The following is a 20264-nucleotide window of genomic DNA, read 5'->3' on the forward strand; positions in this document are numbered from 1 at the left end:
GGCCGCACGCGTACCCGGGCATGTTCACCGGACGTGCACTGAGGCGACACCGTGCCGCCCCTGCCGCGACGTACCGGCTCGATACACATTGCGCCATGACCACTTTGCTGGTGCCGGCCCGGAACCCGGGGCTGTCGGAGGCGGTGCTGCCGGGGCCGCGTTACTCCCTGCTCGTATCCGCCGACCGCGAACATCGCGAGGCGGCGCAGCGGCTGCGTTACCGCGTCTTCGCCGCCGAACCCGGATTCCACCTCCCGGCAGGCATGCCCGCGGGCATCGACGCCGACCGCTTCGACGAGTACTGCGACCACCTGTTGGTGCGCGAGAACCACACCGGCGCGGTGGTGGGCTGCTATCGGATGCTGCCGCCGGATGCCGCACGCGCCGCCGGCGGCTACTACACCGCCACCGAATTCGATCTCACCGCCCTCGATCCCGACGGTCTGCGGGCGGTGGAGATGGGCCGCGCCTGCGTCGACCCCGCCCACCGCTCCGGCTCGGTCCTGTCGCTGATGTGGGCCGGGATCCTGCACTACCTGGAACTCACCGGGCACAACTGGGTCATGGGTTGCGTGTCGGTGCCGATGCGCACTCACCCGGCCGACGTGCCCGGCGCCAACGTCCGGGGAGTGCGCGACGTGCTGCTGGCCCGGCACTCCGTCGAGCCGGCCCGGCGGGTGCTGCCCCGGACCCCGGTCGTCGTCGACGGCCGCCCCCTCGACGACATCCCGTCACCCCCGCGGCCGGTGCTGCCGCCGCTGCTGCGCGGGTATCTGCGGCTCGGTGCTCGCATCTGCGGCGAGCCCGCCCACGACCCCGACTTCGGGGTGGCCGACTTCGTCGCGCTGCAGAGCCTCACCGGAGCCAACGCGCGCTATCTCGAGAGGCTGCGGACCGCCGCGGAGAGCGCCGAGACGGCCGCAGGAGCGCGGGCGTGAACACCCGTGCCCACGCCTGGATGCCGGTCAGTCCCTGCGGCACCGGCTGCCTCCCGGCCGATCCGGGGCGAGTGAGTTTCGTCACGGCGGCGGCGCGCTGGGTGCTCGTGGTGGCGGTGCTGGCGACCGCCCCGTTGCTGACCGCCGGCCGGCTACTGCCCCGCCCGGGGCGCCTCGCCGCCCAGCGCGCGTTCGCCCGCGTGCTCCTGCGCTGTGCCGGGCTGCGGCTGACGGTGACCGACCTGCGGGACCGCGACGGCCGGGGCGACGGGGGCGTGCTCGTCGTCGCTTCGCACGTGTCCTGGACCGACGTGCTCGTGCTCACCGCGGTTGCCCCGGCAGGATTCGTGGCGCGCAGCGACCTGCTCGAGTGGGGACTGCTCGGCGCGCTGGCCCGCCGCATGCGGGTCATCCCCATCGAGCGCGAGCGCCTGCGCGACCTGCCCGTCGTGGTGTCGCGGATCCGCGACCGCCTCCTGGCGGGGGAACGGATCGCGGCGTTCCCGGAGGGCACGACGTGGTGCGGCAGGGCGTACGGCGGGTTCCGTCCGGCGCTGTTCCAGGCCGCGATCGACGCGCAGCGCCCGGTGCAACCGGTGGGGCTCCGGTACGCCGACACCGCCGGGACGATCGCCACCGGCCCGGCGTTCGTCGGCGACGAGACGATGGGGGCGTCGCTGCGACGGCTCCTGCGGCACCGAGGGGTGATGGCGGAGGTGGTGCTCGCCCCGCTCGAGCGGCCCGGCTCCGATCGCCGCGACCTCGCCATGCGGTGTGAACGGTCCGCGCGCCGCCGGCACGACGACGGCGCCGAGTTCGCCAGGCTCGGCCGGGCCGCCGCCGCGCACGACACCCGTGGTCGCGAGGAGGTCCGGGCCGGACGGTGAGCGCGACGGGCGCGAGCCCCGACCCGCTATCCTGGTTCGGTCATGACCTCGAACCCCGCCGGAGCCTCCGGCACCTCGACGACCGTCTACCTCGATCACGCCGCGACCACCCCGATGCTGCCCGCGGCCGTGTCGGCGATGACGGAGGTCTTCGCGACGGTCGGCAACGCGTCGTCCCTCCACGGGTCGGGCCGTGCGGCGCGGCGTCGCATCGAGGAGGCCCGGGAGTCCATCGCGGCGGACCTCGGCGCGCGTCCCTCCGAGGTCGTCTTCACCTCGGGCGGCACCGAGGGCGACAACCTCGCGGTGAAGGGCATCTACTGGGCGCGCCGGGACGCCGATCCGCGCCGTCGCCGGGTGATCGCGAGCGCCGTCGAGCACCATGCCGTGCTCGATGCCGTCGAGTGGCTCGTCGCGCACGAGGGCGCCGAGGTGACCTGGCTGGCCGTCGACGCCGCCGGACGGGTCGAGCCGGATGCGCTGCGGGAGGCCCTCGCCGAGCACGCCGACGAGACGGCCCTGGTGTCGGTGATGTGGGCCAACAACGAGGTGGGCACCGTGATGCCCGTCGCCGAGCTCACCGCGGTCGCCGCCGAGTACGGGGTGCCCGTGCACAGCGACGCCGTGCAGGCGGTCGGTCATCTGCCCGTGGACTTCGCCGCGAGCGGACTGGCCGCCATGACGATCGCCGCGCACAAGTTCGGCGGTCCCCAGGGCGTCGGTGCCCTGCTGCTGGGCCGGCAGGTGCCGTGCGTGCCCCTCACCCACGGCGGCGGACACGAGCGCGACGTACGGTCGGGAACCCACGACACCGCCGGGATCGTCGGCATGGCCGCGGCGCTGCGCGAGGCGACGGCCGAACTCGGCGAACGCACCGTCGCGCTCACGACGCTGCGCGACGAACTGATCTCCGGTGTGACGGCCGTGGTCCCGGACGCGGTCCTCAACGGCCCGCGCGGCGCGGACCGCCTGCCCGGCAACGCACACTTCACCTTCCCCGGCTGCGAGGGCGATTCGCTGCTCATGCTGCTGGACGCGGCCGGGATCGAGTGCTCGACCGGTTCGGCCTGCACCGCCGGGGTGGCGCGACCGAGCCATGTGCTCGTCGCGATGGGTGCGGACCCCCGCACGGCCCGCGGGTCGTTGCGATTCTCGTTGGGCCACACGTCGACTCGTGCCGACGTGGCGGCCGTCGTGGCGGCGCTGCCGCAGGTGGTGGGACGGGCGCGGGCCGCCGGACTGGCCGGCGCCGGTAGTCGAGAGAGGTGACGTCGATGAGGGTGCTCGCGGCAATGAGCGGTGGCGTGGACTCGGCGGTGGCCGCGGCCCGCGCGGTCGACGCCGGCCACGACGTGGTCGGCGTGCACCTGGCGCTGTCCACGACGCCGGGCACGCTGCGGACCGGGTCACGGGGCTGCTGCTCCAAGGAAGACGCCGGGGATGCGCGCCGCGCCGCCGACGTGCTCGGAATCCCGTTCTACGTCTGGGATTTCGCCGACCGGTTCAAGGAGGACGTCATCGACGACTTCGTCGAGTCCTACGCCGCCGGCCACACCCCCAATCCGTGCCTGCGGTGCAACGAGAAGATCAAGTTCGCGGCCCTCGCCGACCGGGCCGTCGCCCTCGGCTTCGACGCGCTCGCCACCGGCCACTACGCCCGGCTCGACGACGGTGTCCTGCGTCGCGCGGTCGACGCCGGCAAGGACCAGTCGTACGTGCTCGGAGTGCTGACGGCCGACCAGCTCGCGCGTGCGATGTTCCCCGTCGGGGACACCCCGAAGGAGCGGATCCGCGCCGAAGCGGCCGAGCGGGGTCTCGCGGTCGCGAACAAGCCCGACAGTCACGACATCTGCTTCATCCCCTCCGGTGACACCCGCGCCTTCCTCGGTGCCCGCATCGGGGTGCGCCCCGGCCGCGTCGTCGACGCCCGGTCCGGCGCCGTGCTCGCCGAACACGAAGGAGTGCACGGCTTCACGGTCGGCCAGCGCAAGGGTCTGGGCATCGCCGGCCCCGGCGCGGACGGCCGCCCCCGCTACGTCACCGCGATCGAGCCGGACACCGGCACGGTGAAGGTGGGCACCGCGGAGGACCTGAAGGTGTGGGCGATCAGTGCCGAGCGCGCGGTGTGGACGAGCGGGGCCGCGCCGGCCGGACCGGTCGAATGCGTCGTGCAGGTCCGCGCGCACGGCGGCGTCGCGGCGGCCGTCGCCGAGCCCACCGGCACCGGTCTCGAGGTGACCCTGCGCGAACCGCTCACCGGCGTCGCCACCGGACAGGCCGTGGTGCTGTACCGGCCGGACACCGGCGGCGACGTCGTCCTCGGCAGCGGCACCATCGTCGGTACCGGCACGGCGGCCACGTCCCGGTGACCGCGAACACCCCGAACCCCTGGTCCGGCGTCGCGACCGGCATCGGATCGTGGCCCGGCACCGACGCCCGGGAATCGGCCGCGACCGTGCTCGGCGAGCTCGAGGCGTTGCCGCACCTGGTCGAACTGCCGGCCCGCGGGCTCGGGGCCGATCTCATCGGCCGCACCGGTGCGTTGCTGGTCGACCTGCACCTCGACACCTCCACCACCGGATACCGGCTCGGCGGTCGCCGCGGCGCGGTCGCCGCCCGCGCCGGGGATCTGCTGCGCCGAGATCTCGATGCGCTCGAAGAGGCATGGGAGACAGCGGGTCTCGGTCCGGGCCGGTCCCTGAAGGTGCAGTCCGCCGGCCCGTTCACCCTCGCCGCGCACGCCGAGCTGGCCGGGGGTCGGCGGGTGCTCACCGATCGCGGCGCCGTGCGCGACGTCGCCGAGTCCCTCGGCGAGGGCCTGGCGCGGCACGCCGCGGAACTGACCCGCCGCCTCGGCGCCGACGTGGTGGTCCAGCTCGACGAGCCCGCGCTGCCCGCCGTCCTCGCCGGGACCCTGACCGGACGCACGAAGCTCGAGTCGGTGCCGGCTCTCCCCGAGCCGGAGGCGCAGCACCTGCTCGAGGCCGCGATCGCGGCGATCGGCCGCCCCGTCGCGGTGCACTGCTGCGCCGCCGACGTGCCCACCGGGTTGCTGCGCCGCAGCGGCGTTGACGCCGTCGCCCTCGACGTCGCGCAGCTCACCGCCGCCGACCTCGACGGTATCGGTGAGCTGATCGACGCCGGAACCACTCTCCTGCTCGGACTGGTGCCGTCCACCGCCCCCGACACGGCCGTCCCCACCTGGCGCGACGTCGCGGCCCCCGCGATCACGTTGATCGACCGGCTGGGCTTCGCCCGCGCCACGCTGCGCTCGGTGGGGGTCACCCCGCGCTGCGGCCTGGCCGGCGCCGACCCCGCGTGGGCGCGCCGGGCGCTGCGCCTCGCCCGCGACGTCGCCGCCGCGTTCGCGGACGACCCGGAATCGCTCGCCTCCGGAGCGGCCGGGAACGTCGTATCGCTCGACTAGTCTTTCCGGCGTGAGTGAATCGACGGACGCGCCCACCCAAGCTCCGCCCGACGTGCGCGAGCGCTGGCAGCAGCTCGCGGAGGAGGTGCGCGAGCACCAGTTCCGCTACTACGTGCGCGACGCGCCGATCATCTCCGACGGCGCCTTCGACCAGTTGCTCGGCGCGCTGAAGCAGCTCGAGGACGACTACCCGGACCTGCGCGTCCCGGACTCCCCGACGCAGCTCGTCGGTGGGGGCTTCGCCACCGACTTCACCGCCGTCGACCATCTCGAGCGGATGCTCAGCCTCGACAACGTCTTCACCGAGGACGAACTGCGCGCCTGGGTTTCCCGCGTCGAGGCCGAGACGGGTCCGGACCTGCACTACCTGTGCGAGGTGAAGATCGACGGCGTCGCGCTGAGTCTGGTGTACGAGGACGGCCGCCTGCGCCGTGCCGCCACCCGCGGCGACGGCCGCACCGGGGAGGAGGTCACGCTCAACGCTCTCACAATCGACGACATCCCCGAAAGGCTCACCGCCACCGAAGAATTCCCCGTTCCCCGGGTTCTCGAGGTGCGGGGCGAGGTGTACTTCCGGCTCGAGGACTTCCACGCGCTCAACGCCGCCCTCGTCGCCGAGGGCAAGGCCCCGTTCGCCAATCCGCGCAACACCGCGGCCGGATCGCTGCGGCAGAAGAACCCCGCGGTGACCGCGCGGCGCCGCCTCGGGATGATCTGCCACGGGCTCGGCCGCGCCGAGGGATTCGAGCCGGTGTCGCTGTCGCAGTCCTACGCCGCCCTCGCCGCCTGGGGGCTGCCCGTCTCCGGGCACACCGCCCGCGTCGTCGGCGTCGAGGAGGTCGTCGCCCGGATGCGGTTCTGGGGCGAGCACCGCCACGACGTCGAACACGAGATCGACGGGCTCGTCGTCAAGGTCGACGAGGTGTCCCTGCAGCGCCGGCTCGGCACCACCTCGCGCGCACCCCGGTGGGCGATCGCCTACAAGTATCCGCCGGAGGAAGTGACGACCAGGTTGCTCGACATCCGCGTCAGCGTCGGCCGCACGGGCCGGGTCACGCCGTTCGCCTACATGGAACCGGTCACGGTCGCCGGGTCGACGGTCTCCCTCGCCACCCTGCACAACGCGGCGGAGGTGACGCGCAAGGGTGTCCTCATCGGCGACACCGTGGTGCTGCGCAAGGCCGGTGACGTCATCCCCGAGGTGCTCGGCCCGGTGGTGGACCTGCGCGACGGCACCGAACGCGAGTTCGTCATGCCCACCGAATGCCCCGAATGCGGGACACCGCTCGCCCCCGCCAAGGAGGGTGACGTGGACCTGCGCTGCCCCAACCAGCGGCACTGCCCCGCGCAGTTGCGTGAGCGGGTCTTCCACGTCGCGGGCCGCGGCGCGTTCGACATCGAGGCGCTCGGCTACGAGGCGGCCACCGCGCTGCTCGAGGCCGGGGCGATCGCCGACGAGGGTGACCTGTTCGACCTGACCGCCGACGACCTGCTGCGCACGTCGCTCTTCCGCACCAAGGCGGGGGCGCTGTCCGCCAACGGCAAGCGCCTGCTCGCGAATCTCCAAGCAGCCAAGGACAAGCCGCTGTGGCGGGTGCTGGTGGCACTGTCGATCCGGCACGTCGGTCCGACCGCCGCGCGGGCGCTGGCCACCGAGTTCGGCAGCCTCGACCGGATCCGCGAGGCGTCCGTGGACGAGCTCGCCGCCGTCGAGGGGGTGGGACCGACCATCGCTGCGGCCCTGGGTGAATGGTTCGCCGTCGACTGGCACGTCGCGATCGTCGAGAAGTGGCGCGCGGCGGGGGTGCGCATGCTCGACGAGCGCGACGAATCCATCGAACGGACCCTCGAGGGCCTGTCGATCGTCGTCACCGGATCGCTCGAGGGCTTCTCGCGGGATCAGGCCAAGGAGGCGATCCTGCTCCGCGGCGGCAAGGCGGCCGGGTCGGTGTCGAAGAAGACCGCGTTCGTCGTCGTCGGCGATGCCCCGGGAACGAAGGCCGACAAGGCGGCCGAGCTGGGCATCCCCGTCCTCGACGAGGACGGGTTCCGCCGGCTGCTCGAACTCGGCCCGGACGGCGTCTCGGGTGGCCAGGACGCGATCGAGGAGGAGTTCGGCGAGCTCGAGAGCTGACCGGCGGCCGGAGCCGGTGTGACGGAGATCGCCCGGAAACCGTTTGGGCGGAAGGGGCAGGCACTGGGATAGTCCTCCAGTGATCGAGATCAGACGCGTGAGCCCGGACGAGTACGACGCCGTCGGCGCCCTCACCGTCGACGTGTACGTCGGCGGCGGATTCGTCGAGCCCGACGACCCGTACGCCGAGCGTCTGCGCGACACCGCCACCCGCGACAAGCACGCCGAGGTGGTGGTCGCGCTCGCCGACGGCGAGATCGTCGGGTCCGTGACGCTGGCGGAGCCGGCGTCCCGCTTCGCCAACATCGCCGAGAAGGGCGAGCTCGAGTTCCGGATGCTGGCCGTCGCGCCGTCGGCGCGGGGACAGGGTGTCGGTTCGGCGCTGGTACGGCATGTCCTCGACACCGCCTACGATCGCGGCGATCGCGCAGTGGTGCTCTCCACGCAACCGGACATGGTCGACGCGCGCCGCGTCTACGACCGCAACGGATTCGTTCCCGTCGCCGAGCGGGACTGGGCGCCGGTGCCCGGCGTCGAGCTGAGCACCCTGGTCCGGGAGCTGGTCTGAGCCGCTCCGCTCAGCCCAGGACGGTTCCGATGATGCCGGCCAGGTAGCCGAGCCGGGCCACCTCGGACGGCCGGAACTCCGGGCCACCGGGCCGGCCGAGCATCAGCACCCGGCCCTGGGTCCCCAGGGGCGCCGCCGCCAGGGTCGTGTTCATCGCTCGCCACAGGTCGGGTACCCACTCGCCCTCGTGGTCGAGCAGCATCGGCTTCTCGAGCGGCATCCACGGCACCTCCGCCGGCCGGGTCTCGGGGGCGCCGGAACTGCCGACCACCCGGTACACGCCGTACGGGCCGGTGTCGACGACGGTCGCCCAGCCGACGCGCAGTACCCGGGGCGCGCCGTCGACGAGCACCTGCAGCCGATCGTGGCGCGCGGTGGCGACCTGGTCGATCAGCTCGAGTTCGCGGTGGGTGTCGAGGATGCCCGCATAGGGACGGATCGAGTCCACCGTCACGCCCTCGAGGCGTTCGGCGGCCGTGATGAGCGTGTCCGGCAGCGACCCGGCGTCGACGTCGACGACGAGATCGTCGATCGCGAAGCCGGCGCCGCGTTCGACGACGTCCAGCGAGAGGATGTCCGCACCGACCGAACCGAGCGCGACGGCGAGTGAACCGAGGCTGCCCGGACGGTCGGGAAGCTGGACGCGTAACAGGTACGACACGTGCGTCCTTTCCCCGATTCCGAAGTCACGGCCGAGGCGCTCGGCCGGCGACGGACACCATCTTTTCACCCCCGCAGCACCGCCGGATGCCGGTCCGGCGGTGCTGCGCCGAGACGAGACAGGAAACCGCCGGTCACGCGGGCGCTGTCACACGAACGACACAGGTGTTTCTCCGAACTGCAACACGACGGGCGGCCGGCGCGGGTCCGGGGAACCGGCGAAACCGTCCCGGTCGGCACGCACTACCCTGGACGGAACGTTCGTTTCTTCATCGGAAAGGGGTCACCGAAGGTGCCTGCCATCTCCCGTGACGAGGTCGCGCACCTCGCCCGGTTGTCCCGGCTCGCGCTGACCGACGCCGAACTCGACGAGTTCGCCGGCCAGCTGGATACGATCCTCAGCCACGTCAAGGCCGTGTCGGAGGTGGCTGCGGACGATGTGGCGCCGATGGCCAACCCGAACGCGGTGGCCAACGTGACCCGCCCCGACGAGGTGCGTCCGGGCCTGACGCCGGAACAGGCGCTCGCCGCCGCGCCGCTCGTCGAGGACGGCCGCTTCTCCGTCCCGCAGATCCTGGGGGAGAGCGAATGAGCACCGACCTGACCCGGCTGGGTGCGGCGGACCTCGCCGACCGCATCCACTCCGGCGACGTCTCGTCGGTCGAGGTCACCCGGGCTCACCTCGACCGCATCGCCGAGGTCGACGGCGACTACCACGCCTTCCTGCACGTCGCGGGGGAGCAGGCGCTGGCCGCCGCCGCCGAGGTCGACCGCGCGGTCGCCGCGGGCGAGAGCCCGGCCTCGCCGCTCGCCGGCGTGCCGATCGCCCTCAAGGACGTGTTCACCACGACCGACATGCCCACCACGTGCGCCTCGAAGATCCTCGAGGGCTGGATGTCGCCGTACGACGCGACCCTGACCACGAAGCTGCGGCGGGCCGGCATCCCCATCCTGGGCAAGACCAACATGGACGAGTTCGCGATGGGTTCGTCCACCGAGAACTCCGCCTTCGGTCCCACCCGCAACCCGTGGGACACCACCCGGATCCCCGGCGGTTCCGGCGGCGGTTCCGCGGCCGCGCTGGCGTCCTATCAGGCGCCCCTGGCCATCGGCACCGATACCGGCGGCTCGATCCGCCAGCCCGCCGCCGTCACCGCCACGGTCGGCACCAAGCCCACCTACGGCACGGTCTCCCGGTTCGGCCTCGTCGCGTGCGCGTCGTCGCTCGACCAGGGCGGCCCGTGCGGCCGCACCGTGCTCGACACGGCGCTGCTGCACGAGGTGATCGCCGGCCACGACCCGCGCGACTCCACGTCGGTGGACGCGCCCGTCCGGCCGGTCGTCCGGGCGGCCCGCGAGGGCTCGCAGGGCGACCTGAAGGGCCTGCGCGTCGGCGTCGTCAAGGAGTTGCACTCGGACAGCTACCAGCCCGGCGTGCTGGCGTCCTTCGACGCGGCCGTGGCCACGCTCACCGAGCTCGGCGCCGAGGTCGTCGAGGTCTCCTGCCCGCACTTCGAGTACGCGCTCGCCTCGTACTACCTGATCCTGCCGTCCGAGGTCTCGTCCAACCTCGCCCGCTTCGACGCCATGCGCTACGGACTGCGCGTCGACGACGGCACGATGAGCGCCGAGCAGGTCATGGCCGCCACCCGGGCCGCCGGGTTCGGCAAGGAGGTCAAGCGCCGCATCATGATCGGCACCTACGCGCTTTCCTCCGGCTACTACGAGGCCTACTACGGGCAGGCGCTCAAGGTCCGCACCCTCATCGCGCGGGACTTCGAGAACGCGTACGAGCAGGTCGACGTCCTCGTCTCGCCGACCAGCCCGTTCACCCCGTGGAAGATCGGCGAGAAGGTCGACGATCCGCTGGCGATGTACCTGTCGGACCTGTGCACGCTGCCGACCAACCTCGCCGGGCACTGCGCGATGTCCGTGCCGTCCGGGCTGTCCGCCGACGACGGGCTGCCCGTCGGCCTGCAGATCATGGCCCCGGCGCTCGCCGACGAGCGCCTCTACCGCGTCGGCGCCGCGTTCGAGGCCGCACGCGGCCCGATCGTCGCCTGAGTCCGGCTACGGCCCGGTGCGCCGTCCCGGTCAGGGGCGGTCGCACCGGGCCTGGTCCGGGCCGTAGCGGTGCCCGTGACCGGGGGCCGCGTCCAGCGCCACCGGCAGGTCCAGCGTCGCCTGCACGAAGCTGACCACCGGCAGCCACCGCGGCACGGGCGCGTCGCGTCGCGCGCGGGACAGGTCGGGCGGGGACCACAGCAGCGACGGCTGCCACCACACCACCGGATCCGATGTGTTCGCGGTGACGATCGCCCCGTCCGTGCGCACCGCGCCCGCCGGCGGACCGGCCCAGATCGCCGCGCAGGGACCCGCCGCGGCCGATGCGTGGTCGGCGAGTGTGGCGCTGCCCCCGATCGACCCGAGGCTCTGCCCGTACACGTGCAGCTGCGGGCGCCGGACCGGGTCCAGAGCGTCGATGTGGGCGCGCACGGCCGTCAGGAGGGCGCGGGCCGACTCCGCGGCCGCGTTCCGGTCGAACAGGAACGTCACCCAGCTCGGCGCGGCCGAGTACTGCTGTGCCACGAGCGCGACGTCGCCGCCGAACACCGTGTCGAACCCGCGCACCGCGCCGGGGTCGATCCAGCCCGAGCCGGTGGGCACCGCCACCACGACGTGGGCGCGGGCGAACCCGCCGGCGCGGTCGAGTTCGCGCACGGCCAGCGCGGCGCGCGACCGGGCGTCCGGAGCCGATCCGAGCCCCACGTACGTGCGGATCGTTCCGGGATGCGCGTCGAGGGTCACGAAGCGGCGGCCCTCGTCGCCCAGGGACTCCCAGGCCACCCGAGAGGACGGACCGCCGGCCACCGCGGCGGCGACGGGCGTCGCGACCGGACGTGCCTGCCCGGCCACCACGGGCGCCACCGCGACGCCGACGCCCACGGCGACCGTGACGGCCGTGGCCGCGACCGCGCGGGTGCCGGCCCGCCGGCGCCACGCCCCCGGTATCCGACCGACCACCCGTGCTGACGCGAATATCAATGGGGCACAGGTGCATACAACGATCCAGTGCGTCGGGCCGGTGGTGGGCCGCCCCATCCACGCCCGCAATGCGTCCTGCCACTGCGCCGCGGCGAGCACCGCCCACCCGAGCGCGACGGCCGCGGCGACCAGCGCCACCGGCCGCGCGGCCCCGGGCCGTGCGGATCGCCCGCCCCGCCGGCGGCGCATCCCGGCGGTCACCGCCGCGGCGGCACATCCGGAGGCAGCGGCCTGCGCCAGGGCCGCACGGGGCAGCAGCGACGGCGCGAGCGAGACCCACACCGCGATCGTCACCGCCACGGTCGTCGCCACCCGCGGGCAGCGCCGCGCGAGCGAATCGAGCCCCGCGTCCGCGGACACGAACGCCGCGAGGGCACTCATCGGACCGCCCATCGCGCCGCCGCAGCCAACGTCCCCACCGCGGCCGCGTACGGCAGCGGTGACTCGGGAACCGGCGCCGCGTCGCGTTGCCGCCACGAATTGAACCGCACGGCAATCGACGCCGCATCCGCGGTGACGACGCACCAGCCGTCGCCGGGAGCCGCCGTACGGCACGCCTCGTGCAGTTGCCGGCTCAGCCGGGCGTCCAGGTCGCGCCGCGCCTGCGGACCCGGGTCGTGCCCCGACGACCGGGCGTATCGCAGCAGGTCGTAGCCGAGATCGTGTTCGCGGCAGGATGTTTCGAAGACTTCGGGCAGGGGAACGGGGGAGGAGCAGTCCCCGAGTGGGTCCACCAGGATCCCGTCCTCGGTGACCGGGCGGTAGTGCATCGCCGGCTCGAAGCCGTCCGGGAAGGCCTCGAGCGCCGCCGCGGTGTCGCCGTCGGACAGCGCCGCCACCGTCGCCGCCGTGGCGCCCCCGTGCGGCCCCGGTTGCTCCTCCGGACCCGCCTGCGCCCAAACGGTTCCCAGGTACAGCGCCGCGGCCGTACCCACCATCGCTGTCGTCGCTCGTCTGCGCATGGCACGGACGTTAGGAACGACGGGGACCGCCGCGGATCCCCCGGCGGAGCGGGTCCGGCCGCGGCTGTCTGCCCCCACGGAGCCGGGCGGATCTCACCCCCTGGTATGACGACAGTGCAGGCGTCCCGTGCCTACCGTGGTGCCGTGCGCTGGACGAGAGAATGCGGCCGAGGCCGCTGGTGGGCGATTGCGATCGTGGCGGCGACGCTGATCCTGTACGCGGTCGCGTGGCCCACGTTGCACCTCACCCACGAGGTCCCCGCACCGCTGATGCCCGTCGTCGCGGCGCTCGCGGTCTGGCCGTTCGTGGCGCTCCGGGCCGATCCGGCCCTCGGGTGGGCGGTCTCGGCCGGGGCCGCGCTGGCGATCCCGCGCGCCTTCGACCTCGCCCCCGGCTACGACTACCCCTGGCAGGTGGTGCACATCCTCGTGCTGTGCGCGCTGCTCGTCGCGGTGAGCATGCGCGCGTCCCTGCAGATCGCCGGGCTCGTGTGGGCGGCCACCGTGGTGCTGTTCTTCACCCACGTGCCGGGGCAGAACGGCTGGGGCTGGGCACTCGGCCTGACCGCGATGGCGGTGTTCGGTCTGCTCGTGCGGTGGCTCGTGCTGTCCCGGCGTCAGCTTGCCCGGCAGGAGGAGGTCAGCGAACTCGAGCGGGCCCGCCGGGCGATCCTCGAGGAGAAGGCCCGCATCGCCCGGGACCTGCACGACATCGTCGCGCACCACATGTCCCTCGTCGTGGTGCAGGCGCAGAGCGCCCCGTACCGCCTGCCCGAGGTCTCCGAACCGGTGCGCGCGGAGTTCGAGTCCATCGGGGCGACCGCGCGCGAGGCGCTCAACGAGGTGCGCGGCATGCTCGGCGTGCTCCGGAGCGACACCCTCGCCGACGGCAGCGGCGCCGGCGACGAACGGACGCAGGCTCCCCAGCCCGGCCTCGACCGGCTCGGCGACCTGTTCGAGGGGGCGCGGCGCGCCGGCATGGTCCTGTCCACCGCGGCGGACGGTGACCCGGCGGGTGTGTCCGACGCCACCGCGCTCACGGTGTACCGCATCCTGCAGGAGTCGCTCGCCAACGCCGCCCGCCATGCCTCCGGGGCGCCGGTCCGGGTCGGTGTGGGGTACGGACCGGACGAGGTGAGCGTGACCGTGCGCAACGGCCCCGGGCGCGCGGAGCCCGGACCGGGGGACCGCAGCGGCGGGAACGGCATCCGCGGCATGGTCGACCGTGCGCTGTCGGTCGGAGGGCAGCTCGTGGCCCATCCCGTCCCGGGCGGGGGATTCGAGGTGCGAGCGCAGCTGCCGCGCGTCCCGGCGGCCTAGGCTGAGGCCGTGACGGACCCGAGCGCAGCCGCGACCCCCATCACCGTGTTGATAGCCGACGACCAGGCCATGGTGCGGCAGGGTTTCGGCGCCCTGCTCGCCGCCCAACCCGACATCAGCGTGGTCGGCGACGCCCCGGACGGCCGGCGGGCCGTCGCGGAGGCGGCCCGCCTGCGACCCGACGTGGTCCTGATGGACGTGCGGATGCCCGAGATGAACGGACTCGACGCGGCCCGGCACATCCTCGCCGGGCGCACCGATCCGCCGACACGTGTGCTGATGCTCACCACCTTCGACATCGACGACTACGTCTACGAGGCACTGGGCCTGGGCGCCAGCGGATTCCTGCTCAAGGACGCGCCCGCCGACGAACTGATCCGGGCGGTCCGCGTCGTCGCCGACGGCCAGGCGCTGCTCGCGCCGACCGTCACGCGCCGCCTCATCGCGGACGTCACCCGCCGGCGGTCGCCGCGCCGCGGCCGCGATCGGACGCTCGACGTGCTCACCCCGCGCGAACGCGAGGTGCTCGAGCTGATCGCCCGCGGGCTGTCGAATCAGGAGATCGCCGCTCACCTGTTCGTCGCGGAGCAGACGGTCAAGACGCACGTGGGGAAGGTGCTCGGGAAGTTGAACCTGCGGGACCGGGCGCAGGCGGTGGTACTGGCGTACGAGTCCGGACTGGTCGTGCCCGGGTGAGCGGCGCCCGCGATCGGGATGCCGCGGGCGCCGCGCCGGGGCAGTATTGCCGGGAGGACCACCGACAACCTGCACGACCGGCACGGAGGTACGGATGACGCGCATCGGCATTCTCACCAGCGGCGGGGACTGCCCCGGCCTCAACGCGGTGATCCGCGGAGCGGTCCTCAAGGGCAGGACCGTCTACGGCCAGGAATTCGTCGGATTCCTCGACGGCTGGCGTGGTTTGGTGGAAGGCGACGCAATTCCCTTGGACCGCAGCAAGGTTCGCGGATTGTCGCATCAGGGCGGTACCATCCTCGGCACCAGCCGGTTCGGCCCCTATCAGGGACCGAACGGCGGCGCGGAGAACATCGCCCGCACGCTCGAGCGCATGGGCGTCGACGCCGTGATCGCCATCGGCGGCGAGGGCACGGCGGCCGCCTCCAAGCGGCTGTTCGAGGAGGGCATCCGGATCGTCGGGGTGCCCAAGACCATCGACAACGACCTCGGCCAGACGGACTACACCTTCGGCTTCGACACCGCCGTCGAGATCGCGACCGAGGCGATCGACCGGCTGCGCACCACCGGCAACTCGCACAAGCGCTGCATGGTCCTCGAGGTGATGGGCCGGGAGGCGGGGTGGATCGCGCTGCACTCCGGCACCGCCGGGGGTGCCCACGCCATCCTCATCCCCGAACAGCCCGAGAGCATCGAGCAGATCTGTGAATGGGTCACCAGCGTCCGCGACCGCGGCCGGGCCCCCATGGTGGTGGTCGCGGAGGGATTCACCCTGCCGGAGATGACCGAGGCGTACTCCGACAAGGGGCGCGACGAGTTCGACCGGCCGCGGCTCGGCGGCATCGCCGACGTCCTCGCCCCGATGATCGAGAAGCGCACCGGCATCCAGACCCGCGCCACGATCCTGGGCTACATCCAGCGCGGCGGCGTGCCCACGGCCTTCGACCGGGTGCTCGCCACCCGCCTGGGCATGGCGGTCACCGATCTCGTCGCCGACGAGGAGTGGGGGCACATGGTGGCGCTGCACGGAACCGACATCGCCCGGGTCGGTTTCGACGAGGCGCTCGCCAACCACAAGCGGGTGCCGAAGGACCGCTACGAGGAGATGCGGATCATCTTCGGCTGAGGTCACGCCGCGCGTGAGGGCCGGTTCGGCGCATGGCGGCACCGTCTAAAATCGAGCGCATGACTGCCGCCATGTCCGATGATCTGCTCGCCTACGACGAGGTGCTCGCGAAGTTCGAGCCCGTGATGGGCATGGAGGTGCACGTCGAGCTGCACACCGCCACCAAGATGTTCTGCCCGTGCCCGACCACGTTCGGGGCCGAACCCAACACGCAGGTGTGCCCGGTGTGTCTCGGCCTGCCCGGCTCGCTGCCCGTCGTCAACCAGGCGGCGGTGGAGTCCGCGATCCGCATCGGCCTGGCGCTGAACTGCTCGATCACGCCGTGGGGCCGGTTCGCGCGGAAGAACTACTTCTACCCGGACCAGCCGAAGAACTACCAGATCTCGCAGTACGACGAGCCGATCGCCACCGACGGCTACCTCGAGGTGGTCCTCGACGACGGCACCACGTGGCGCGTGGAGGTCGAGCGCGCGCACATGGAGGAGGACACCGGCAAGTCGCTGCACGTCGGTGGCGCCACGGGCCGCATCCACGGGGCGAGCCACTCGCTGCTCGACTACAACCGCGCCGGGGTGCCGCTCATCGAGATCGTCACCAAGCCGATCGTCGGCGCCGGTGAGCGCGCCCCCGAGGTCGCCCGCGCCTACGTCACCGCGCTGCGGGACCTGCTCGAGGCCCTCGACGTGTCCGACGTGCGCATGGACCAGGGTTCGATGCGCTGCGACGCCAACGTCTCCCTCAACCCGATCGGAGCGGCGGAGTTCGGCACCCGCACCGAGACGAAGAACGTCAACTCGCTCAAGTCGGTCGAGGTCGCGGTGCGGTACGAGATGCGCCGCCAGGCCGCGGTCCTGACCGCGGGCGGCACGGTGATCCAGGAGACCCGGCACTTCCAGGAGGCCGACGGCACCACCTCGCCGGGCCGGCGCAAGGAGACCGCGGAGGACTACCGCTACTTCCCGGAACCGGACCTCGAACCGATCGCCCCGAGCGCGGAGTGGATCGAGGACCTGCGCGCCACCCTGCCCGAGCTGCCGTGGCTGCGGCGCGCCCGGATCCAGGCCGAGTGGGGCATCTCCGACGAGGAGATGCGCGACCTCGTCAACGCCGGCGCCCTGGACCTGATCATCGCCACCACCGAGGCCGGCGCCCCCGCCTCCGAGTCCCGGTCCTGGTGGGTCGCCTACCTGGCCCAGCAGGCCAACACCCGCGGTGTCGAGCTCGTCGAGCTGCCGATCACCCCGGAGCAGGTCGCGCAGGTGATCGCCCTCGTCGCCGACGGCACGCTCACCAACAAGCTCGCCCGCAAGGTCGTCGACTACGTGCTCGCCGGTGAGGGCGACCCGAAGCAGATCCTCGCTGCGCACCCCGAACTCGTGGTCGTGCGCGACGACTCGCTCATCAAGTCGGAGGTGGAGAAGGCGCTGGCCGCCAACCCCGACATCGCCGACAAGATCCGCAGCGGCAAGGTCCAGGCGGCCGGCAAGATCGTCGGCGACGTGATGAAGGCCACCCGCGGCCAGGCCGATCCGGCCCTGGTCAAGGAGCTCGTGCTCGCCGCCTGCAGCTGAGTTCTTCCAGGAGAGGTTCTTCCGCGAGAGGGTGGCCTGCCGGGATGGCAGGCCACCCTCTCGTGTGTCTATTGCGAATCGCCGGCGATGTTCACCATCCACTGGATGCCGAACTTGTCGGTGCACATGCCGAACTGGTCGCCCCACGGTGCTCGCTCGAGCGGCATGGCGACGGTTCCGCCGTCGCTCAGCTTGTCCCAGTAGCCACGCAGCTCGGCCTCGTCGTCGCCGCTGAGCGAGATCGAGATGTTGTCCCCCGGGTTGTGGCTCATCTGGTTGGGGGTGTCCGCCGCCATCAGGACGAGACCGTTCGGGCTCGCCAGCATCGAATGCATGATCTTGTCCTGCTCGGACGGGTCGTCGCTCGCGTGCATCTCCGCGAACGTGCTCACGTTCAGTTCTCCGCCGAACACGGATCGGTAGAACTCCATGGCCTGGCGGGCATTGTCGCGAAAGCTGATGTACGGATTCAGGCGTGTGGTCATGCGGGCCCCTCCCTCGGGCGTGCCACTGCTTCGGACCGATCGGCGACATTGTTGCACCGTCCCGGGCCGAACGGGGAAGTGTGCCGGAAGCAATTGCAAAACAGCGGAATTCGAGCGATTCGGGCGGTCGCGGGTGCCGGGTGCCGGCGGATCCGCCGCGAAAATGCTCAGATTCGACCGAAACGTCCGTATCGTCACTGTCGTCGTGGGGAGCGGGTCGACGCTCACGGCGCACGGGCGGCCGGATTTCTCGTCGGACATCGTGGAGGATCAATGTGCACTCGGGCAATGTGGACCGGAAGCGGGCACGGCGTTCTCGTCGGCCGGAACATGGACTGGCGCGAGGAGATGGACACGAACCTGTGGTCACTTCCGCGGGGGGTCGACAGGATCGGGCACGACCGGGATTCCGACCCGATGACCTGGACGGCCCGGTACGGCAGTCTCGTGGCCGCCGTCTGGGACAACGCCACGAGCGACGGGATCAACGAGCGCGGACTGGCCGCCCATGTGCTGTGGCTCGCGGAGGCGGACTTCGGGGAACGGGACCCGGAACTGCCCGCGCTCGCGGTGTCCCTGTGGCCGCAGATCTTCCTGGACCTGTGCGGCACCGTCGACGAGTGCCTCGACCTGATGGCCGACCGGCCCTTCCAGGTGCGACCGTTGATCGAGCCGCGCTCCCAGCGTCCCGCGACCGTGCACCTGGCCCTCGAGGACGCGAGCGGTGACTCCCTGATCCTCGAGCACATCGGTGGAACCCTGCGGGTACATCACGGCCGCGCGAACACCGTCATGACGAACTCACCGCCGTACGACGAGCAGATCGAGCTCCGGAAGAGCTTCACCGGGTTCGGGGGATCCGAGCCACTGCCCGGCACCACGGAGGCGTCCGACCGCTTCGTCCGGGCAAGCTACTATCTCGACCGGCTGCCCGCCGTGGAGACGCCGGCCCGTGCATATGCGGCGCTGCTGAGCGTCATGCGCAACGTCGCGCAACCGTTCGGCGAACCCGATCCGCAACGGCCGAACATCTCGATGACGATCTGGCGCACGCTGACGGACCTGACCGAGGGACTGTACATGTTCGAATCGTCGTTCAGCCCGAACATCGTGTGGACCCGGTCGGCCGACCTGGACTTCTCGACCTGCCGCAGGCTCGACCTCGCGAAACCGGGCCTGCTGGGCAACGTGAGCGGCGCGTTCACCGACGCGGCCGAGCCGCCCTTCACGCTGTCGTGAAGGACCCGTGCCGAACGGTTCCGGCTAGTCGAAGCCGCCCCCGCCGGCGGGGAACTGGATCAGTACGACCCGATCGTCGTTCGGGCCCGGTTCGCCGCCGGCCTTGTTGACGGTGGACACCCACAGCTGCCCGTCGCCGCCCGCCGACGCGCCGCCGAGACGGCCGTAGCGGTCCTGCACCGCCGTGACGGGCGCCGCCGTCACCGCCCCTGTTCCCGGATCGATGGCGACCACCGCAACCGCCTTGCCGTCCGTCAGCGACACCGCGACCGCGTCCGCACCGGCCGCACATCCGGCCACGCCCGGACGCTCGGGCCACGTCCAGGCGGGGGACGCGCCCACTGCGCCGTCCACACCGACACGCTGCAGCCGGTCCTCGAGCGCGGTGCGGTCGGTGACCCACAGGTTCCCGGCGGGATCCCGGCACACGTCGCCGGCCGTTCCGATCCCCGAAAGGACGACCGACGGCGCCGCGGCCGCGCCCGGCGCCGGCAGGGGCATCCGCAGCAGCTTCCCGGCGAGCGACGCCGGATCGGTGGCCGCGGCCGGATTCCCGGCGTCGCCGGTGAGCACCACCAGGTCGGTGGGTGAGGTGAACTCGAGCGCGCCCGCGTTCCCGCTCGCCCCCCTCGGGATGCCGGTGAACACGGGCTTGGGGACGTCGCCCGCGGCGAGCCGCACGACGCGGTTGTCGGTCGGGGTGGTGATGTAGGCGTAGAGAAGCCGATCCTCGTCGTAGGTCGGCGACAGCGCGAGATCGAGCAGCCCGCCGTCGCCGGAACCGTCGACCGGCACGGTGGCCACCTCCACCGGTTCCGTGCGCGGCGCCACCCGCAGGATCCGGCCCGTGCGCCGCTCCGCGACGAGAGCGGAGCCGCCGTCCGGCATGGTGACCAGCCCTCCCGTGGTGTCGAGGCACGTGGCGACCACCGCGGGGTCGGGGTCCTGACACGGGCCCGGCGGTGTCGGCGGTGCGCCCGGCGTCGTGGTCGTCGTCGGAGGCTCGAGCGGTTCGAGTTCGGCGCCCGCGTCGAAGCTCGGCTCCGGTGTGAACGGCGTGGTGGCCGCGTCGTCGAACCGGGCACACGAGGTGGTCAGGGCGAGCAGCCCCACGATCGACGCGACCGTCGCTCGCCTCCGTCGCGACCCACCGACTCTCGCGCGCCCCGTCATGACCATGACGTTACCGGGGCGGCGCGCCCCGCC

At 72.6% G+C, this 20264-nt stretch carries 19 protein-coding genes; 14 read left to right on the top strand and 5 right to left on the bottom strand.

From position 1 onward, the window contains the following. Window positions 1-95 precede the first annotated feature (95 nt). From G6038_RS15670 to G6038_RS15700, 7 genes are all read left to right on the top strand, one after another. Window positions 96-938, top strand: a complete 843-nt coding sequence (locus G6038_RS15670; protein WP_165038762.1) for a GNAT family N-acyltransferase — start codon at window positions 96-98, stop codon at window positions 936-938. Continuing rightward, window positions 935-1825: a lysophospholipid acyltransferase family protein gene (locus G6038_RS15675; protein WP_165038763.1), complete on the top strand. Its 891-nt coding sequence runs from the start codon at window positions 935-937 to the stop codon at window positions 1823-1825. Before G6038_RS15670 ends, G6038_RS15675 begins: the two co-directional genes overlap by 4 nt. A gap of 42 nt (window positions 1826-1867) precedes the next feature. Beyond that, window positions 1868-3094 carry a cysteine desulfurase family protein gene (locus G6038_RS15680; RefSeq protein WP_165038764.1) on the top strand — a complete coding sequence of 409 codons (1227 nt, stop codon included), beginning with the start codon at window positions 1868-1870 and terminating at the stop codon, window positions 3092-3094. A gap of 5 nt (window positions 3095-3099) precedes the next feature. Further along, complete coding sequence (gene mnmA, locus G6038_RS15685; RefSeq protein WP_165038765.1) at window positions 3100-4194, top strand: tRNA 2-thiouridine(34) synthase MnmA; 1095 nt, start codon at window positions 3100-3102, stop codon at window positions 4192-4194. Beyond that, window positions 4191-5252 carry a methionine synthase gene (locus G6038_RS15690; protein ID WP_165038766.1) on the top strand — a complete coding sequence of 354 codons (1062 nt, stop codon included), beginning with the start codon at window positions 4191-4193 and terminating at the stop codon, window positions 5250-5252. Before mnmA ends, G6038_RS15690 begins: the two co-directional genes overlap by 4 nt. Before the next feature lie 10 nt (window positions 5253-5262). After that, a complete protein-coding gene (ligA, locus tag G6038_RS15695) occupies window positions 5263-7386 on the top strand; it encodes an NAD-dependent DNA ligase LigA (RefSeq protein WP_165038767.1) in 2124 nt (707 codons plus the stop codon). A 79-nt stretch (window positions 7387-7465) separates the two neighbouring features. Then, window positions 7466-7954 carry a GNAT family N-acetyltransferase gene (locus G6038_RS15700; protein WP_165038768.1) on the top strand — a complete coding sequence of 163 codons (489 nt, stop codon included), beginning with the start codon at window positions 7466-7468 and terminating at the stop codon, window positions 7952-7954. 10 nt (window positions 7955-7964) lie between these two features. On the opposite strand, the gene G6038_RS15705 is transcribed toward G6038_RS15700, so the two are convergent. Beyond that, on the bottom strand, window positions 7965-8615 hold the full coding sequence (locus G6038_RS15705) for a hypothetical protein (RefSeq protein ID WP_006942337.1): 651 nt from the start codon (window positions 8613-8615) through the stop codon (window positions 7965-7967). Between the two features lie 291 nt (window positions 8616-8906). Here G6038_RS15705 and gatC point away from each other — a divergent pair, with 291 nt between their 5' ends. After that, window positions 8907-9206, top strand: a complete 300-nt coding sequence (gene gatC, locus G6038_RS31385; protein ID WP_165038769.1) for an Asp-tRNA(Asn)/Glu-tRNA(Gln) amidotransferase subunit GatC — start codon at window positions 8907-8909, stop codon at window positions 9204-9206. Beyond that, a complete protein-coding gene (gatA, locus tag G6038_RS15715) occupies window positions 9203-10678 on the top strand; it encodes an Asp-tRNA(Asn)/Glu-tRNA(Gln) amidotransferase subunit GatA (RefSeq protein WP_165038770.1) in 1476 nt (491 codons plus the stop codon). Before gatC ends, gatA begins: the two co-directional genes overlap by 4 nt. Before the next feature lie 30 nt (window positions 10679-10708). On the opposite strand, the gene G6038_RS15720 is transcribed toward gatA, so the two are convergent. Together G6038_RS15720 and G6038_RS15725 are read right to left on the bottom strand one after the other, a co-directional pair. After that, complete coding sequence (locus G6038_RS15720; protein WP_165038771.1) at window positions 10709-12040, bottom strand: alpha/beta-hydrolase family protein; 1332 nt, start codon at window positions 12038-12040, stop codon at window positions 10709-10711. Continuing rightward, window positions 12037-12621: a hypothetical protein gene (locus tag G6038_RS15725; RefSeq protein ID WP_240918519.1), complete on the bottom strand. Its 585-nt coding sequence runs from the start codon at window positions 12619-12621 to the stop codon at window positions 12037-12039. Before G6038_RS15725 ends, G6038_RS15720 begins: the two co-directional genes overlap by 4 nt. A 144-nt stretch (window positions 12622-12765) precedes the next feature. Between G6038_RS15725 and G6038_RS15730 the strand changes: the two genes are divergently transcribed. From G6038_RS15730 to gatB, 4 genes are all read left to right on the top strand, one after another. Beyond that, window positions 12766-13941, top strand: coding sequence for a sensor histidine kinase (locus G6038_RS15730; RefSeq protein ID WP_165038772.1), 1176 nt, complete (start codon window positions 12766-12768; stop codon window positions 13939-13941). Between the two features lie 9 nt (window positions 13942-13950). Further along, a complete protein-coding gene (locus G6038_RS15735; protein ID WP_165038773.1) occupies window positions 13951-14637 on the top strand; it encodes a response regulator transcription factor in 687 nt (228 codons plus the stop codon). 94 nt (window positions 14638-14731) lie between these two features. Then, window positions 14732-15763 carry a 6-phosphofructokinase gene (locus G6038_RS15740; RefSeq protein ID WP_165038774.1) on the top strand — a complete coding sequence of 344 codons (1032 nt, stop codon included), beginning with the start codon at window positions 14732-14734 and terminating at the stop codon, window positions 15761-15763. Window positions 15764-15822: 59 nt separating this feature from the next. Beyond that, window positions 15823-17334, top strand: a complete 1512-nt coding sequence (gene gatB / locus G6038_RS15745; RefSeq protein ID WP_165038775.1) for an Asp-tRNA(Asn)/Glu-tRNA(Gln) amidotransferase subunit GatB — start codon at window positions 15823-15825, stop codon at window positions 17332-17334. Window positions 17335-17402: 68 nt separating this feature from the next. Here the strand turns inward: gatB and G6038_RS15750 are convergent, their stop codons facing one another. Continuing rightward, window positions 17403-17819 carry a VOC family protein gene (locus G6038_RS15750; RefSeq protein WP_165038776.1) on the bottom strand — a complete coding sequence of 139 codons (417 nt, stop codon included), beginning with the start codon at window positions 17817-17819 and terminating at the stop codon, window positions 17403-17405. A gap of 288 nt (window positions 17820-18107) precedes the next feature. On the opposite strand from G6038_RS15750, the gene G6038_RS15755 reads away from it, so the two are divergent. Beyond that, entirely contained in the window at window positions 18108-19058 is a 951-nt protein-coding gene (locus G6038_RS15755; RefSeq protein WP_165038777.1) for a linear amide C-N hydrolase, read from the top strand. Window positions 19059-19082: 24 nt separating this feature from the next. On the opposite strand, the gene G6038_RS15760 is transcribed toward G6038_RS15755, so the two are convergent. Further along, window positions 19083-20231: a PQQ-dependent sugar dehydrogenase gene (locus tag G6038_RS15760; RefSeq protein WP_165038778.1), complete on the bottom strand. Its 1149-nt coding sequence runs from the start codon at window positions 20229-20231 to the stop codon at window positions 19083-19085. Between the last annotated feature and the right edge of the window lie 33 nt (window positions 20232-20264).

Source organism: Rhodococcus sp. 14C212 (assembly GCF_011058195.1).
GTDB lineage: Bacteria > Actinomycetota > Actinomycetes > Mycobacteriales > Mycobacteriaceae > Rhodococcus > Rhodococcus aetherivorans.

Bases quoted from the DNA above. Each gene is read 5' to 3' on its own strand.
- G6038_RS15720 (WP_165038771.1), bottom strand. From the start codon at position 12,040: ATGAGTGCCCTCGCGGCGTTCGTGTCCGCGGACGCGGGGCTCGATTCG.
- G6038_RS15680 (WP_165038764.1), top strand. From the start codon at position 1,868: ATGACCTCGAACCCCGCCGGAGCCTCCGGCACCTCGACGACCGTCTAC.
- gatA (WP_165038770.1), top strand. From the start codon at position 9,203: ATGAGCACCGACCTGACCCGGCTGGGTGCGGCGGACCTCGCCGACCGC.
- G6038_RS15725 (WP_240918519.1), bottom strand. From the start codon at position 12,621: ATGCGCAGACGAGCGACGACAGCGATGGTGGGTACGGCCGCGGCGCTG.
- G6038_RS15750 (WP_165038776.1), bottom strand. From the start codon at position 17,819: ATGACCACACGCCTGAATCCGTACATCAGCTTTCGCGACAATGCCCGC.
- G6038_RS15670 (WP_165038762.1), top strand. From the start codon at position 96: ATGACCACTTTGCTGGTGCCGGCCCGGAACCCGGGGCTGTCGGAGGCG.
- mnmA (WP_165038765.1), top strand. From the start codon at position 3,100: ATGAGGGTGCTCGCGGCAATGAGCGGTGGCGTGGACTCGGCGGTGGCC.
- G6038_RS15760 (WP_165038778.1), bottom strand. From the start codon at position 20,231: ATGACGGGGCGCGCGAGAGTCGGTGGGTCGCGACGGAGGCGAGCGACG.
- G6038_RS15740 (WP_165038774.1), top strand. From the start codon at position 14,732: ATGACGCGCATCGGCATTCTCACCAGCGGCGGGGACTGCCCCGGCCTC.
- gatB (WP_165038775.1), top strand. From the start codon at position 15,823: ATGACTGCCGCCATGTCCGATGATCTGCTCGCCTACGACGAGGTGCTC.
- G6038_RS15755 (WP_165038777.1), top strand. From the start codon at position 18,108: ATGTGGACCGGAAGCGGGCACGGCGTTCTCGTCGGCCGGAACATGGAC.